Raw genomic sequence first — 13,749 nt, 5'->3', positions numbered from 1 at the left:
TGGCAGACGCAGCCGCGACCCGGCACGCCATTGCGCGGCTACGCCCACCTCACGGTCAACGCCTGGTCTCGTGCACAAACTGGATCTCTCGAATGAAGTGGCAACCTTGCCGATGCGCGATCCTGGTCGCACTGGCCACGTTTGCCTTCGGTGCGCCAGCTCACGGCGAAGGCGACCTCGTGCGCGGTGGACAAGCCGCCCGCGCCTGCATGGAATGTCATTCGTTTGCACCGGGGCGGCACATGACGGGGCCGAGTCTGGCCGGTGTTTGGGGTCGCAAAGCGGGTACCGCCGCCGGTTTCGCGCGCTATTCGGATGCGCTGAAGCGATCGGGTCTGGTGTTTGACGAACGGCACCTGGATGAGTGGCTCACGAACCCTGCGGCGGTGGTTCCAGGCAATGCGATGGACTTTCCCGGCATTGCCGATGCACGCACTCGAGCCGATCTGCTCGCTTACCTCAAGGCGGTCTCCACCGGTCGCGTGTCCCCGCCCGACCGGGGCCTGCCGAACCTGAAGGAGGCCGACGCGGCTTCGCAGGTCACTGCGATCCGTTACTGCGGCGATACCTACCGCCTCACTATGGCGGACGGGAAAATCCACGCCTTCTGGGAGTTCAACCTGCGATTCAAAACAGATGGCAGCGTCGACGGCCCGCTCGCCGGCAAGCCCGTACTCCTCGGCACCGGCATGCGTGGCGACCGGGCCGCAGTGGTCTTTTCGCGCCCCGAGGAAATCTCGGGTTTCATTCGGAGGCAATGCGCGTGAACAACGAGCCCCCCGGCCACTCCGATGCGCCAATGCCTCCAGGCGACGCCAACGCGAAACCTGGAGCCGGACGCAACCGGCGCACGACGAGAAGATCCTTGCTTGCAGGGCTCGGAGTTGCGGGCCTGGCCGCCGGCGCGACCGCATACTGGCGCCTCCTGTCTGATGACATCGCAGGTGGCGTCGAAGTCCATTCGCGTGCGCGCGAGTTGCCGCCGCTGCGATTCACGGATGGGAACGGCGCAGCGATAAGCCTCGCCGCATTTCGCGACCGAGTCGTGCTGCTCAATGTGTGGGCGACCTGGTGCCCCCCGTGTCGTGAGGAGATGTCAACGCTCGATCGCCTGCAGGCAGCGCTGGGCGGACCGCGCTTTGAAGTCGTCGCGCTGTCCATTGACGCGGGCGGCTTGCCGGTGGTGCAAGCATTCTTTCGCGAGACCCGCGTCAAGCACCTGCATCCGTATCTGGATACCTTCTACGACGCAACGGCCTTGATCACGACCGGCATTCCGATCACCCTGCTGGTCGACCGTAACGGCCGCGAGGCGGGGCGCAAGCTGGGGTCCGCAACGTGGGATGATCCGCGGATGCTACGGCTGATACGACGCTACCTGCCGGCGCAGACCGTAGGAGAGGAGACGAAAATCCATGAGTAAGTTGCCGACCGACCGACGCCTGTCCATCGTCAGGGGCGTCCTTTCCGTCGTACTGGCGTTGGCACTGGTCGCCTGCGACGACCACGCCGGCTCTCCATCGACACCACCAGGATTCGTGTCCGGCGACATCACCGGCGTCGGCTGGGGGCGCGATTTTCATTTGATCGATCACAATGGCAAACCGCGGAGCCTCGCCGACTTCAGGGGCAAAGTGGTGATGCTCTTCTTCGGCTACACCCATTGCCCCGACCAGTGTCCGACCACCATGGCCGAGATAGCGGAGGTTCGCGGCAAGCTGGGGGAAAACGGTCGCCAGGTGCAGGGCCTTTTTGTTACCGTCGACCCTGCGCGTGACACTCCGCAGGTGCTTGCGCAATACGTTTCCGCGTTCGCCCCGACCTTTCTCGGCCTCTACGGCGACGAAAGGACCACCTCGGCGCTCGCCAGGGAGTTCAAGTTCTACTACAGCGCACAGAAGGCCGATGCGCATGGCAACTACAGCGTCGATCACGGCAGCGCGATCTACGTGTTCGATCCGACAGGCCGTCTGCGTCTATTGATGAACCCGGAGATGAGCATCGATGCGATGGCGGCCGATGTTGGGCGTCTGCTGAAGGAGTGAACAATGGTGGCGACGCAAGCCATTCACATGCCTGAGGCCGCCCTGGCCGCGAACGCCTAGTTTCAGCGCTGACTGCCATGTCTCGAAAACCCACGGCTGAACTGTCGTTGTCGACCCTCAGCTGACTGTCTCATGCTAGCGAAGTCGACCTTCGTGGACTTCACTGAACGGGCAGAAGCCGCACGACCCTATGAACGTGCGCCCCGGCCAGAAGGTTTGCCCGCTCCCCGCCTACCCTTTTGTAGGGCATTTACCCATCGGAATCGTCAAATCCGGATGACATAATTCGCCGCAATACTCGAGCCCGTCCGCCACTCCGTCACGGCCATGCGTCGCTTTTTCCACCGCGGGATCGGCAGCGTTCTGGGATTGCTTGCAATCCTGATGGCGACGCTCGCGCCAACGGTCTCGCATACCCTCGCGGCCGATCAGCGTTTCGACGCGATCCCGAGTGCGTTGTGTTCCGCGCAAAGCGGCACCAGCATTGCCGGGCCCGACAGGTCGCCGTTGCCCGAGAAGGCGGTGCATTGGCAGGCGTGCGCGTACTGCGGGCTGATTGCCCACATGCCGTTTTTACCGAGCGGGACCTCGGAGGTCCCGCCGACGGGTAGGGCAACGCAGCCAACAGCAAATTCCCTGCTTCAGGCGATTCGCCGGATTTTTCCGTTCGCCGCAGCGCAGCCGCGCGCACCCCCGCTTTCATCCTGATTGAGTCAGCAACGCGACGATGCATGACACAAGCATCGTCGCGCCGTCGCGCGTCTTCTGACAGACCCGTGAGCACGCCAATACGACTATTCACAAAGGGTGAATCATGCGCATCATTCGAGCACGCGTCGGTATGCCGACGCTTGTGGCTTTAATTGTTCCGGCTGCCGCAGCCGCCACGCTTCTCTTTCCCTCATTTGCAACTGCGCACGCCGTTGCAGGCAACCGCGTTTTTCCGGCGACGATGGCGGTCGACGACCCCGGCGTCGGCGATGAAGTCAATCTGGAGTTCGGTCACGTCAAATCTCTGACCGATGATGGCGACAACCAGAACACCAACACGACGACACTCGAATGGGACAAGCTGATCACGCCCAGCTTCCAACTGTCCGTGACGGGGACCTACGTGAACGTCAATGCGCCCAATGGCGGTTCGGCTCGCGGTTTCGACAACTTCGCTGTTGGCGCCAAATATCGCTTCTACGTTAATGAAGCGCATGAGTTCATGGCGTCGGTCGGCGTGATCGCCGAGTTGGGTGACACCGGCTCGAAGGCGATCGCCAGCCCGCATTCGGCACTCACGCCGACGCTTTATGCCGGCAAGGGATTCGGCGACCTGCCGGATAGCCTGAAGTACCTGAGACCGTTTGCCATCACTGGCACCGTCGGCCCGCGTTTGACGCTGAGCAGCTCCGAGCCCAACTCCATCGACTGGGGTGTCACATTGCAGTACAGCCTGCCGTATCTGCAGAATTTCGTGCAGGACGTGGGGCTCAAGGCGCCGTTCAGTAATCTGATTCCGGTCGTCGAATTCCCGATGAGTACCTGTACCGGCGGCCCCTGTTCGGGGCATACGACCGGGAGCATCAATCCCGGCCTCATCTGGCTCAATCGCTGGGGCCAGCTCGGCGCCGAGGCCGTGATTCCGGTCAATCATGCAAGCGGCAAGGGTGTCGGCGTTCTGTTGCAGGTGCATCTTTACCTGGATGACGTGCTTCCCAACTCCGTTGGTAAACCGCTTTTCGGCAAAGGAGACTAGAAATGAGTGTTTTTAATGGTCTTCGACGAGGCTGCGGCGTAGCCGCCATCGCGACCGGCGTCCTGATTCCGTCCGCAGCGTTCGCGCATGTGTTCCCGCAAACGCAGTCACCCTCGGCGGGTGCTGAAGTGCCCGCGCCGGAGAACGTGACAGTCGTGTTTGATGGTCCGCTCGAGCCGGCATTCAGCTCGCTGACCGTAAGCAATTCGACGGGTAAGCAGGTGAATACCGCGAAGGCGCAGGTCGATCCGAACGACAGGAAAACGATCCATGTTGCGTTGCCCCCGTTGCCGCCGGACAAGTATACGGTGCATTGGGTAGCCGTCGCCTCCGATGGGCACCGTACACATGGCGACTATTCGTTCAGGGTGAAATAGTGGACCCAGCGACGATAACCGGTTCGATCATCGTGGCCGCCATCGCGAACGTACTGTTCGCATGTGCGGTGGGTGCCTGTCTTGCGGTGTTGATGCTGGACGATGCATTGCCGCGCATGCGGCACCGGCTGCGAGGGACCGTAGCCGTTTGCGTCGTCGCGTTGATCGTTGCGGATACCGTTAATTTGCTGTTTGAGGCTGCGCTGATGAGCGGGTCAGCGCCGGGTGCCGATTTTTCGGTGCTGATCCCGGTGCTGACCCAATCGCATTTCGGCACAGCGTGGTCTATCGGGTTTGTCGCCCTGATTGTGTGGGTGTTCGTGTCTGTTGTGCCGCGAGGGTTCGGCCGGCCGGCCCGGATGACTGTCGCGCTGTTCGCCGCAGCCGTCTTCGCGTTTAGTAAGGCGGCCTCGAGTCATGCGGCCGACGCCGGCGACTTTTTCGCTGCCCGAGTGGATTCACTGGGCGCATATCTGCGCGACGGCAGCCTGGGCCGGGCTCGTGATCGCGAGCGGACTCCTCGTGTTGCCCTGGCTGCGGGCCGACGCGACCGGAGAAGACCTCACGCATTTCACCGGACACCTGTCCACCGCGTCAACCGTTGCCTTACTGGCGGTGCTCGTTACCGGGATTTACAACGCCGATCGCGGACTGGGCGACTCTCTGTTGCCGCTCGCTCATAGCGACTGGGGGCTCATCCTCGACATAAAGCTAGGTCTTGTCAGTACAGCGATCGTATTGGGTGGGATCAACCGACTGGTTTATCTGCCGCGAATACGGCAGGGTAAATCGCACAGTGCTGGGGCCACGTTTCTGACGATTTTAAGAGCCGAGTCAGTCGTCATGGTCGGCGTTCTATCTGCTGCCGCAGTGCTTGCCCACGCCGTGCCGGGGGTACACCTTGGCATCTGATTGTGGGCATGAGCCACCGCTCCAGTAGATGATCGGTATCGTGAGCGGTTGCCGTCTTCGCCGAACGTTCGGAACCGCGCAAAGGCGCTGCCGACCGGGCAGGCCGCAGCTACCGGCCAACACACATAGTGGCGCCGACTGCCGCCTTTAACGGCGAAGCGCGCACGAACATTCCTGGCACCGCACCGGGAGATCCAGCGGCACCCCGTGACTATGGAGCAAGGCACCGACAGTTGCGCGCCAGCGTGCCAGGGTTCAACGTCGGCTCACGTTATCGTTTAAATGCGCCGACTACCGCGCCGCTCGCAAACCAGTGATGCCATTGGCTGGCGAAGTCGAACGCCGGGTCGATCGTGAAGGCCGCATCGAGCGCGTGATTCAGCGTATCGCCGCGTTGGAGTGCGACGAAGGCCGCGTGCGCCGCTGCGGGTTGCTGTATCACGTACGCACGCCAGCGCGGCCGGACGACCAGGGCGCAGCACGCGGAGTCAATCTGTGCGGGAAACGTGCCGCCTGGCTGGTGCGCATGCCAGATCTGAGCGACTGCAAAACGTGAGGTCAGCGCGACGCAGGCCGGATGGACGCCGATGCGTGCATCGAGCAGCCTGTCGTGACCAAAAGCTGACCATTGCTCCTGCGTGAACGGTGTCGCATCGGCGGCGAAATGCGCGCCATGCAGTGCCCATTCGAGCCGCGCGAGATCGCCGAAATAGCGAAAGCGTGCGTCAGCCTCATAGCATTCGATGAATTCTGGCAGCGTGCGACCGAAACGGTTCAGGTCACCACTTTGCGATGGATGTGCGCGATCGTACGCGCGCGCTAGCGCATCGAAGTAATCGTCACCGACCAGCTCAAGCAGTACCGGATACGCATTCGCCAGCGCGCCGCGCCCATGCGCCCACAGATTGCCGCGGTACAGCGCAATGCGGTGATGCAGGGGCGCTGGTGTGGCGGATGCCGCTACGGCATCGCTCAACGCGGGTTCGCATGCCGCATCAAGCAGCGCGTCAGCGAAGCGTTGCTGGGTCAGTTCAAGCGGCTGCGTCATCGCTGGCCTCGTTCGTCGCGACCAAACTCGCGAGCGCCTCGCGTGCGAGCCGTGCTTCATCGAGCAGCACGGGGAGTGCCGGCACGGCGGTGTCCCATTCGATCAGCGTCGGCATCGCACCGAAGCGGCGCAGTGCGTGCTCGTAGAGCGACCAGACCTCGGGGGTGACGCGCGAACCGTGATCGTCGATCACCACGTATTCGGTCACCTGATGCCCGGCAAGATGGATTTCACCAACGATCTCCCGCGACATCATTTCAATGGCCGCGAGCGCATCTTCGCCGTGGTTGCATGTGATTCACATACAGGTTGTTCACATCCAGCAGCACGCCGCAGCCGCTGCGTCTTGCCAGCTCGACGAGGAAGGCGCTCTCGGTGTACTGGTCGTCGCGGAAACGCAAATACGTCGATACGTTCTCGACCAGGATCGGACGGCGCAATGCGTCCTGCACCTGCCCGACTCTGCTGCATAACAGCGTGAGGGCTTCGTGTGTCAGCGGCATCGGCAGGAGGTCGTTGAAGTGGCGCGAAGGCACCGCGCCCCAGCACAGGTGTTCCGATACGGCGGCAGGCTCGATGTGCTCGACAAGACGACGCAGCTTTGACAGATGCGCGGGGTCGAGCGGCCGAGACGACCCGAGCCCGAGCCCGACACCGTGCAGGCTGACCGGCAGGTCGCGCCGCACCGTGTCAAGTACGTGCAGGTCGAGGCCGCCGTCGCCGAAGTAGTTTTCGCTGTGCACCTCGACCCAGTCGACCGGCGGGACGCTACGCAGGAAATCGTCGTAGTGCGCGTGCCGCAATCCGACGCCCACGCCACGCAGCGCAACCGCGTGAGCCTGTGCACCGGGCGGCGGGGCGGCTGAACGCAGGCCGGGCCTCATGACGAGTCTAGTAAGTATCGACCGTGCCGCCGAGCTTGCGGCACGTTCCCTTCGGCACGTTCCTGAAGTCGCCCTTGTCGTTGTCGACCTTCGCTTCGCCGGCGCAGCCATGGACGCCGGTCTTGCTCCCGCAGTCGTTCTGACCGGCTTTCGCAATGCCGTAGCACCTAACGTTGTCCTCTGCATGCGCGACGCCCATTCCTGCGGCGCCGAGACTGGCGAGGGCTGCGGCAACGAGGGCCTGGCGGGCGAGAGTTGGCTTCATCCTGGTGCTCCTGAAATGTTCCAATGGGATGGGTTGGGTTGCCTGTTCCGGGGCAATTCGTTTTTCTGGTGAGAGTCCGGCATCAGTAACGTACCATATCGAACGCAACTGAAATTGCGCGTGCGCGGCGCCCTTGATCTGCACGGTGGCCACGATCTCGCCTTCGAAAGAAGCACCAGAGTTCCACTTCGCCAAGCAGTCAGAATTCTGTCGCCCGCGCCGGCAAGTGCTAAAAAAATACCATACAACACGGTTGATAGGCCCCGTCACTCGTGTCACCAAAGACGGGTGACGGAGGCGTACGCCGAACTACGGGACACGGTGGCGACGCCTGTGAACTGCAAGCCGGGCGAAGACGTCATCATCCCGACGTCCGTTTCGGATGAGGACGCGAAGAAGAAGTACCCGCAGGGTTTCAAGACGCTCAAGCCGTATCTGCGAACGGTGTCCCAACCGAAGTGAGCGAAGCCAGAAGAGGCGCTAGCGCCGGCGATGCTGATGCCTCGCGACGGGTGTGCAGCCGTGCGCCGCGTGTAGCGTCGAGTCGCCGGTTCGCGGATTTCGGGGCGCGCGCCTGCCGGAAACGCCTTGCCATACTGGAGAGGGGGACAAGACATGGGGTTCTACCGCAACATCATCCTCCCGCACCTTTGTGATGTTTCGATGCGTAGCCCGCTTCTTCTGCCTTACCGGGAACGAGTCGTCGGTAGCGCGGAAGGAACGGTGCTCGAAGTCGGCGCGGGATCGGGCCTGAATCTGCCACTGTATGGGGCGGGCGTGAGAGAGGTCCTTGCACTAGAGCCCGATCCCAGGCTGCTGGAAATGGCGCGGCGCAACGCAAATCAGGCGAGGCGGCCAGTGACTTTTCTGGACGCTTCGGCAGAAGCCATTCCGCTGGAAGACAGAAGCGTCGATACGGTCGTCACAACGTGGACGCTATGCACGATTCCGGAGGCTGCGCATGCGCTGCAAGAGATGCGTCGCGTGCTGAAGCCAGCCGGACACTTGCTGTTCGTCGAACACGGCCTAGCGCGCGAAGAGAGCGTCTGCAGGTGGCAGAACCGTTTGACGCCGTTTTGGAAAAGCATCAGTGGCGGTTGCCATCTGAACCGCCCCATTCGGGCGATGATCGAGAGCGCCGGCTTCAGCATCGACCAGATCCACACGGGCTACGCGCCTGGTCCTAAGCCGATGACCTTTCTGTTCGAGGGAAGCGCCAGACCGAACCGATAAGCCGAATCTGATCATCGGCAGCGTATGGTTCTATGTAACGTATCTGGAGTACTGATCCAATGACCGAAGAAAAATATGACTCGCGGGCTTGAGCGAGCATAAATGCCGCTGGCGCAGGGGGCATCAACGGCAAAGCAGAGCAGGAGAATCTGCCATGGCACGTTGTCTATATGGACTTTCTCGGCTGCAAAATATTGTCGGAAATGAAGCATTGGCCGAGCAACATGCAGCAGACGCCACCTCGCTTTGCCGGGAAATGGGCATAATACCATTGCCTCGTTGACCCTCATGTCGCCTCCCACCGTTCGCCGCGAACCGTTCCGTCGAAAGGATTGCAGATCAGAGCGGCGGCAAAATGTCAGTTGTACATCGGAAGCCGTCATTGATGTTCCGCCAGCCCGAAGGGCTGATGCGGGTCGTTCACGGACCGAGGCGCGCGCAGACCCTAGCGTGATAGCCGCTCAGTTGCAAAGCCCGGCCGACGACGGCCATCCGAAATCCCCGACGATTTTCTGGCTGATCGCACGAGGACGAACGACCTTATCGAAAGTGGCGGCCAGATGTGACGTTTCCGGTCCGATTCGTCGGGGGAAGCGGCCGGTTAAGAAAGTCTTCAGTCAAACCGCGAGACGCAGCGTTGTAGGCCCAGCGAACGAACTGTTCGAGCAGCAATGCCTCTCGGTTTCGGAGCTCCATATTCTCCTGCTGCAACCGTTTTGTCCGCTCAAGACATGAGTTAAGCGCAGCAGGCAGTGGGCGACCGCCTGGTGTGTCGCCGGCACGCGTCCGGTAAGTTTCATACGCGATCCGAATCCGTTCGTGCCTGAAGAGCGCTTGCCGCGTGTAGGTGGCGTGGAGTCGCGTTCTCGCTACCTTGATCAGCGCAGCCCAGGTGAGCCGAGGTTTGCGAAGCTTTGCTGCTTCATCCAGTCGCTAAACAATGGCGAACGCGGTTCCAAATCCTGGTTCAAAGCGATGACTACGACGGTCCCAATCAATGCTGGCAAGAAGAAACCGAGCACGAAGGACTTGTCAGCGAGTTTCGACATACCACTGAACATGGCAATCGCCTCAATCGTTCTTGGGATCAGGTGGCGCCGGTACTTTAGACGGTCGCGGCGGGTAGGCGAATCCACACCATGCGAAACACGTGCTCTCTGAGCGAACCAGGCCAATTCCGCAACAGCCCACAACAGAATCAATGCTTCATATCTCGAAGTTCGTATCCGACGTCGGCTTTGGTCGAACTTCGGTTATTCGATAGGACTAGGCGAACGCCTCTTATTGGCCGCTACCCGCCCGATGCGCAATGCGTTCACGGCACCATTTCAATTGTTCATCACCTGTCGAAGTGAATGTTCACGAACTACCGTCCGTGATGTGCACGTGCCGCGGGAATATGCATTTTGTTTCTCGGCACGTCCATCTGGTATCTGAAGCAAGCTCGAATTCCGTCCATTTCCTCGACTTTGTGATGGACGGTGCGCCCCTGGGCGTTCCCTTGATCTGGTTTGTTTTTTGGCGTGTCCATCGCCGGCAAACTTTTCCGTAAGGGTTGGTCCGTTGATGACTACAGGCGCAGCATCGATCTGATGATGCAGGTGTGGGAGCGATGGATGCCCTGGATCGCGCCCCCCGTGCTGATCGGCCTTGGCTCTGTCTGTCGACGGCACCTGACCGATCCGCGGCATGGGCTGCTTGCCATTCTGGAGGGGCTGGAGGGGCATCTTCCCGCAGGGGTGGGTGTCCACCTGTTCGGCGTCAAGGGACTGGCGCTAGCTCGCGTGAAAATGTACCCGTGGGTGGCCAGCGTCGATTCGATGGCCGGGGATTTTGCTGCGCGTGTGAAAGCGCGACAGGCTGGGATCTCAAACACGATTGCGCACCGCGCTGCAGAAATGAATCGCTGGATGGCGGCCGCCTCACGGCGCGCTGCAACGGCAACTGGCGACCAGTTCCGTCTTGGCTTCAACCACTGAATGCAGCATCCGTTTTATCGACCCAGCCCGCGCGTTCTCACGAACGGCGGGTTTTTTTCTATCGCAAAGCATCCGCAATGTCCTTCGGCACACGGACAGGTTTCGCGTGAGCGGTATGCACACAGGCCCGACCGGCAATGACTGATTCTGAGCGGATCGCGACGCGTTCGGAGAATGTTCCTCTGCCCGTCGTGATATGGGTGGCGTCGTACGGATTGCCGCGCGCGATGTAGTCGTGGATGTCGACCTCAAAGGCGAAGAGCGCCAACGTCTCACTGTCCTCGACGATCAGTCGTATTGCATTTACGGCCACGCCGCGCAGATAGACGTCCAGGATTCGGTTTAGCAAGTGGTCCCGCACAATTGAAGAAATCAGCGGACTCTGGTGCTCCTGATTGACGTGACGAAGATGAATGATCGCAAGCCGTTCAGTCGTTGAGGTGAATGCAATCCTAAACTGAAGCGCACACGGACGCCCATACTCATCTGGATAAATCACCGGAAGGAACGGTGTTTGATAAGGCATGCGGAGGCTCCAGACGGTGAGTTGCGTCGATCCGGATGAACCGACACAACCCAGCCTACGGAGCGCGACGCAAAGTCAAGTCAACACCTGGTTAAATCGAACATGATATTGCGCGGACGATTGGGAGTACGCATCGCGAGTTCCTGAGTCGTGAGCGCGTCATGCGTGCGATGCCGGTTGCGGAGCATCGAAGCCCGCCGGTTTTTCCGAGGAATCGAATAAACAAGCCGTGATACGCTTGAAAAAGACCCTCGCCAAAGCTCTCTCTGAATACGTCACTAACCGATCCCATTCAGAGGGGCGCATGGCACAAGCTGCAACACTTCGACCGGCTCAAATCCGGCATCTACTCGCCGTCACATCAGCAACATCGCGACATCCTGAGCGCGATTGCCTCGTTCTTCTGCTTGGCATTACGTGCGGAATGCGTGTCAGTGAAATAGCTCAAGTCGAGGTTCAAGACGTGCTGTTCCCTTCGGGCGCGATCCGTTCAGAGGTGAATCTTCGGGCCGCAATAACGAAGGGCTGTCGGCAGCGATGCATCTATCTCACGCATCCGAAAACGGTTTCGGCGTTGGAATGCTATCTGAACCATCGCATCGCATGCGGCATCGGGACCGAGCTAACCGCAGAGCGTTATCGCGGACTCTCGCCGTCAACTTGCCTGGTCCTTGCTGGCAAGGGCCGCAAGTTTGCGATGAATACCAAGCGACGCATCAACGAAGCCGGGGAGCACGTTGATTACTTTGCGTGTGACAGCCTCCAATCCCACGTCACAAAGCTCTACAGGGATGCGGGGATACGCGGTGGATCATCCCATTCTGGGCGGCGCTCGTTTGCCAGCAACCTTATTGCGCAGGGGCACGACATTGAGACGGTGCAGCAGCTTCTCGGTCATGCGGAACTCGACCACGTTTTGCCCTATCTGGCCGTGTCCGATAAGAGGCTGCGACAGATGTTTTGCGAGGTGTTATGAGAGTCATCCGACCCGGTGCGACGGGCGAGGCAGGCGACGCCACGCGTAATAACATTGTCTTTACTTCCTCCCCGATATGGTGTAACATTGTTCTTACTTTGGAGGTTTCATGAAGACGACGATTCGCAGAATGGGGAACTCGCAGGGCGTGCTAATTCCCAAGCCGGTCCTTGCGCAACTCGGACTGGAGAGTGAAGTGGAGATGGAAGTCGAGAACGACGCGATTGTTCTGCGCCGTCCGAAGCACAAACCCCGTGAGGGTTGGGCGGAAGCGAGCAAGGCTGTGGCCGAGAGTGGCGACGATGCATTGGTCATGGGCGAGTTTTCGAATGCCGATGACGCGGAGCTTGCATGGTGATGCGCGGGGAAGTCTGGTTGGTCGCGCTCGATCCGACTCTTGGTAGCGAGATTCAAAAGACGCGTCCCTGTGTCGTCGTTTCGCCCCCCGAAATGCACGACCACTTGCGCACAGTCGTCGTCGCGCCGATGACTTCCAAGGGGCGTCCTGCGCCGTTTCGGATTCCCGTGACGTTCAAGCGCAAACAGGGCTTGATCCTTCTGGATCAGATTCGCGCAGTAGACAAGGTGCGCCTGGTCAAGAAAGAGGGCACAGTGGCCGATAAGACGTTGTTGGACACCCTGCGAACCTTGCAGGAAGTCTTTGCAGAATAGGGAAAATCGGAAAACGACATGTACACCGTTGACGACTTGGAAAGGGCACGTGCTGCCGTGGCAAACGCGGAGCGCCGCCTGGACGATTACGACGGAAACAACCCGAACAAGCATCGAACCGAGGTGGCCGAAGCGAGGGAGCATGCGTACAGGGTCGAACGAGCGCTGAAGCGGGATCGCCTGATACCGCTGACACCGCACGACGAGGTGGAGTTGGCTTTGGACGAGAAGTACCCGAGAGCAGGAAGCAAGACCACGGTCGAATACGAGGGCAAGCGATACGTCAAGACGTTTCGTCCCGGCGCGCGAAGCTTATCTGGCGGCGTCCGTTTTTGGATTGAATCTTGGGCTGAGGCCAGCTAAGAATTTCTAAAACGACGGCAAGCCGTCTTAGGAGAGCGACATGAAGACAGTGCCGGTTTTTAGCGCCACTATCCTGCTGGCAGCTTGCGCGACGGCGACAGAAACTACGGTCCCGATGGGCGACCTGCATATACGTTGAATTGCTCGGGCGCGGCGCTGTCTTGGGGCGAGTGTGAATCGAAGGCTGGCAATATCTGCGGAACGCGCGGATACGCGGTCGTCTCACGCAGCAGCGACCAAAATTCGACTGTCGGCGCGGGTGCTGGCGGGCTTTTTGGATCGAGCGCCAACAGCCGGTCGATGACCATTCAGTGCAAGAGCTAGGAAAATCGGAGAACGCAATGTCAGTTCAGCAACGGACCGCGGCATCCAGTTTCAGCGGGACCGACGGCGCGGGATGGTTGACGTTTCCAAACCGGTACGAGTGCGCGCAGTGTGCCTACGGGGTTACGTTCAGTACAGCAGCGTTGGGAGCGGCGAGCGCCCATCGCTGGCAAGGCGTCCGTGTGTCAAAGCTTCACAGCAAGTTTGTCGGCGCTTTTGACGACGTGAGCAAAGCATTTTGCGACGGAGATCCAGAGCGCTTCGTTTTGGACTTTCACTGTCCGAAGTGTGCGATCGCCACGACCATCGGTTTTGAGCAATACGAGTTTCACATGGCGGCCTACAAGTATCGACCGCTGCTCGTGTGGACCGCGAACACGTATCCATAACGGCTAGGA

At 60.4% G+C, this 13,749-nt stretch carries 20 protein-coding genes and 1 pseudogene; 15 read left to right on the top strand and 6 right to left on the bottom strand.

The features are described 5' to 3' along the window. The first annotated feature begins 92 nt into the window (after positions 1–92). From BC1002_RS35155 to BC1002_RS37410, 7 genes are all read left to right on the top strand, one after another. Positions 93–767, top strand: coding sequence for a c-type cytochrome (locus BC1002_RS35155; RefSeq protein WP_041736316.1), 675 nt, complete (start codon positions 93–95; stop codon positions 765–767). 98 nt (positions 768–865) lie between these two features. Then, positions 866–1,423, top strand: coding sequence for a TlpA family protein disulfide reductase (locus BC1002_RS35150; protein ID WP_238538104.1), 558 nt, complete (start codon positions 866–868; stop codon positions 1,421–1,423). Continuing rightward, the gene (locus tag BC1002_RS35145) at positions 1,416–2,045 is read left to right on the top strand and encodes an SCO family protein (RefSeq protein ID WP_013094694.1); all 630 of its coding nucleotides are present in this window, start codon (positions 1,416–1,418) and stop codon (positions 2,043–2,045) included. Before BC1002_RS35150 ends, BC1002_RS35145 begins: the two co-directional genes overlap by 8 nt. Positions 2,046–2,372: 327 nt before the next feature. Continuing rightward, positions 2,373–2,753, top strand: a complete 381-nt coding sequence (locus tag BC1002_RS35140) for a DUF2946 domain-containing protein (RefSeq protein WP_013094693.1) — start codon at positions 2,373–2,375, stop codon at positions 2,751–2,753. A gap of 106 nt (positions 2,754–2,859) precedes the next feature. Beyond that, a complete protein-coding gene (locus BC1002_RS35135) occupies positions 2,860–3,792 on the top strand; it encodes a hypothetical protein (RefSeq protein WP_013094692.1) in 933 nt (310 codons plus the stop codon). Between the two features lie 2 nt (positions 3,793–3,794). Then, complete coding sequence (locus tag BC1002_RS35130; RefSeq protein ID WP_013094691.1) at positions 3,795–4,169, top strand: copper resistance CopC family protein; 375 nt, start codon at positions 3,795–3,797, stop codon at positions 4,167–4,169. 417 nt (positions 4,170–4,586) lie between these two features. Next, positions 4,587–5,081 carry a CopD family protein gene (locus tag BC1002_RS37410; protein ID WP_049870344.1) on the top strand — a complete coding sequence of 165 codons (495 nt, stop codon included), beginning with the start codon at positions 4,587–4,589 and terminating at the stop codon, positions 5,079–5,081. A gap of 271 nt (positions 5,082–5,352) precedes the next feature. Here BC1002_RS37410 and BC1002_RS35120 read toward each other — a convergent pair whose 3' ends face one another. From BC1002_RS35120 to BC1002_RS39965, 4 genes are read right to left on the bottom strand one after another with little or no spacing between them, the layout of a single operon-like run. After that, entirely contained in the window at positions 5,353–6,129 is a 777-nt protein-coding gene (locus BC1002_RS35120) for an HvfC/BufC N-terminal domain-containing protein (protein WP_013094690.1), read from the bottom strand. Continuing rightward, on the bottom strand, positions 6,113–6,385 hold the full coding sequence (locus BC1002_RS39520) for a DUF692 domain-containing protein (RefSeq protein WP_260327100.1): 273 nt from the start codon (positions 6,383–6,385) through the stop codon (positions 6,113–6,115). Before BC1002_RS39520 ends, BC1002_RS35120 begins: the two co-directional genes overlap by 17 nt. A 1-nt stretch (position 6,386) precedes the next feature. Beyond that, entirely contained in the window at positions 6,387–7,013 is a 627-nt protein-coding gene (locus tag BC1002_RS35115; RefSeq protein WP_260327101.1) for an MbnB/TglH/ChrH family RiPP precursor modification enzyme, read from the bottom strand. 7 nt (positions 7,014–7,020) lie between these two features. Further along, on the bottom strand, positions 7,021–7,278 hold the full coding sequence (locus tag BC1002_RS39965; protein ID WP_013094689.1) for a BufA1 family periplasmic bufferin-type metallophore: 258 nt from the start codon (positions 7,276–7,278) through the stop codon (positions 7,021–7,023). Positions 7,279–7,590: 312 nt separating this feature from the next. On the opposite strand from BC1002_RS39965, the pseudogene BC1002_RS37405 reads away from it, so the two are divergent. Together BC1002_RS37405 and BC1002_RS35105 are read left to right on the top strand one after the other, a co-directional pair. Further along, positions 7,591–7,740, top strand: a pseudogene (locus BC1002_RS37405) (peroxiredoxin); the annotation flags it as partial. Positions 7,741–7,893: 153 nt separating this feature from the next. Continuing rightward, positions 7,894–8,511 carry a class I SAM-dependent methyltransferase gene (locus tag BC1002_RS35105; RefSeq protein ID WP_013094688.1) on the top strand — a complete coding sequence of 206 codons (618 nt, stop codon included), beginning with the start codon at positions 7,894–7,896 and terminating at the stop codon, positions 8,509–8,511. Positions 8,512–9,389: 878 nt separating this feature from the next. Here BC1002_RS35105 and BC1002_RS38250 read toward each other — a convergent pair. Then, entirely contained in the window at positions 9,390–9,713 is a 324-nt protein-coding gene (locus BC1002_RS38250) for a hypothetical protein (protein ID WP_041736314.1), read from the bottom strand. Between the two features lie 309 nt (positions 9,714–10,022). Here BC1002_RS38250 and BC1002_RS38600 point away from each other — a divergent pair, with 309 nt between their 5' ends. Further along, positions 10,023–10,490 (top strand): deazapurine DNA modification protein DpdA family protein, encoded by a 468-nt coding sequence (locus BC1002_RS38600; protein ID WP_184144026.1) that lies wholly within the window; start codon positions 10,023–10,025, stop codon positions 10,488–10,490. Between the two features lie 58 nt (positions 10,491–10,548). Here BC1002_RS38600 and BC1002_RS35090 read toward each other — a convergent pair whose 3' ends face one another. After that, positions 10,549–11,016 (bottom strand): hypothetical protein, encoded by a 468-nt coding sequence (locus tag BC1002_RS35090; RefSeq protein ID WP_013094686.1) that lies wholly within the window; start codon positions 11,014–11,016, stop codon positions 10,549–10,551. 304 nt (positions 11,017–11,320) lie between these two features. On the opposite strand from BC1002_RS35090, the gene BC1002_RS35085 reads away from it, so the two are divergent. The 5 genes from BC1002_RS35085 to BC1002_RS35060 all read left to right on the top strand — a co-directional run bounded on the left by BC1002_RS35085 (position 11,321) and on the right by BC1002_RS35060 (position 13,740). Next, entirely contained in the window at positions 11,321–11,992 is a 672-nt protein-coding gene (locus BC1002_RS35085; protein WP_013094685.1) for a tyrosine-type recombinase/integrase, read from the top strand. 109 nt (positions 11,993–12,101) lie between these two features. Beyond that, positions 12,102–12,350 carry an AbrB/MazE/SpoVT family DNA-binding domain-containing protein gene (locus BC1002_RS35080; RefSeq protein WP_013094684.1) on the top strand — a complete coding sequence of 83 codons (249 nt, stop codon included), beginning with the start codon at positions 12,102–12,104 and terminating at the stop codon, positions 12,348–12,350. Continuing rightward, complete coding sequence (locus BC1002_RS35075) at positions 12,344–12,664, top strand: type II toxin-antitoxin system PemK/MazF family toxin (protein WP_013094683.1); 321 nt, start codon at positions 12,344–12,346, stop codon at positions 12,662–12,664. Before BC1002_RS35080 ends, BC1002_RS35075 begins: the two co-directional genes overlap by 7 nt. 18 nt (positions 12,665–12,682) lie before the next feature. Further along, positions 12,683–13,027, top strand: coding sequence for a hypothetical protein (locus tag BC1002_RS35070; protein WP_013094682.1), 345 nt, complete (start codon positions 12,683–12,685; stop codon positions 13,025–13,027). Between the two features lie 341 nt (positions 13,028–13,368). After that, a complete protein-coding gene (locus tag BC1002_RS35060) occupies positions 13,369–13,740 on the top strand; it encodes a hypothetical protein (RefSeq protein WP_013094681.1) in 372 nt (123 codons plus the stop codon). Positions 13,741–13,749: the final 9 nt, after the last annotated feature.

Source organism: Paraburkholderia atlantica, from assembly GCF_000092885.1.
In the GTDB taxonomy this organism is placed as follows: Bacteria; Pseudomonadota; Gammaproteobacteria; order Burkholderiales; family Burkholderiaceae; genus Paraburkholderia; species Paraburkholderia atlantica.
The sequence above is the reverse complement of the archived record's forward strand: the minus strand, read 5'-3'. Positions and strand labels throughout refer to the sequence as shown.

Bases quoted from the DNA above. Each gene is read 5' to 3' on its own strand.
- BC1002_RS35080 (WP_013094684.1), top strand. From the start codon at position 12,102: ATGAAGACGACGATTCGCAGAATGGGGAACTCGCAGGGCGTGCTAATT.
- BC1002_RS39965 (WP_013094689.1), bottom strand. From the start codon at position 7,278: ATGAAGCCAACTCTCGCCCGCCAGGCCCTCGTTGCCGCAGCCCTCGCC.
- BC1002_RS35075 (WP_013094683.1), top strand. From the start codon at position 12,344: ATGGTGATGCGCGGGGAAGTCTGGTTGGTCGCGCTCGATCCGACTCTT.
- BC1002_RS37410 (WP_049870344.1), top strand. From the start codon at position 4,587: ATGCGGCCGACGCCGGCGACTTTTTCGCTGCCCGAGTGGATTCACTGG.
- BC1002_RS35155 (WP_041736316.1), top strand. From the start codon at position 93: ATGAAGTGGCAACCTTGCCGATGCGCGATCCTGGTCGCACTGGCCACG.
- BC1002_RS35120 (WP_013094690.1), bottom strand. From the start codon at position 6,129: ATGACGCAGCCGCTTGAACTGACCCAGCAACGCTTCGCTGACGCGCTG.
- BC1002_RS35060 (WP_013094681.1), top strand. From the start codon at position 13,369: ATGTCAGTTCAGCAACGGACCGCGGCATCCAGTTTCAGCGGGACCGAC.
- BC1002_RS35090 (WP_013094686.1), bottom strand. From the start codon at position 11,016: ATGCCTTATCAAACACCGTTCCTTCCGGTGATTTATCCAGATGAGTAT.
- BC1002_RS35070 (WP_013094682.1), top strand. From the start codon at position 12,683: ATGTACACCGTTGACGACTTGGAAAGGGCACGTGCTGCCGTGGCAAAC.
- BC1002_RS35105 (WP_013094688.1), top strand. From the start codon at position 7,894: ATGGGGTTCTACCGCAACATCATCCTCCCGCACCTTTGTGATGTTTCG.
- BC1002_RS35085 (WP_013094685.1), top strand. From the start codon at position 11,321: ATGGCACAAGCTGCAACACTTCGACCGGCTCAAATCCGGCATCTACTC.
- BC1002_RS35145 (WP_013094694.1), top strand. From the start codon at position 1,416: ATGAGTAAGTTGCCGACCGACCGACGCCTGTCCATCGTCAGGGGCGTC.
- BC1002_RS39520 (WP_260327100.1), bottom strand. From the start codon at position 6,385: ATGATGTCGCGGGAGATCGTTGGTGAAATCCATCTTGCCGGGCATCAG.
- BC1002_RS35140 (WP_013094693.1), top strand. From the start codon at position 2,373: ATGCGTCGCTTTTTCCACCGCGGGATCGGCAGCGTTCTGGGATTGCTT.
- BC1002_RS35130 (WP_013094691.1), top strand. From the start codon at position 3,795: ATGAGTGTTTTTAATGGTCTTCGACGAGGCTGCGGCGTAGCCGCCATC.
- BC1002_RS35135 (WP_013094692.1), top strand. From the start codon at position 2,860: ATGCGCATCATTCGAGCACGCGTCGGTATGCCGACGCTTGTGGCTTTA.
- BC1002_RS35115 (WP_260327101.1), bottom strand. From the start codon at position 7,013: ATGAGGCCCGGCCTGCGTTCAGCCGCCCCGCCGCCCGGTGCACAGGCT.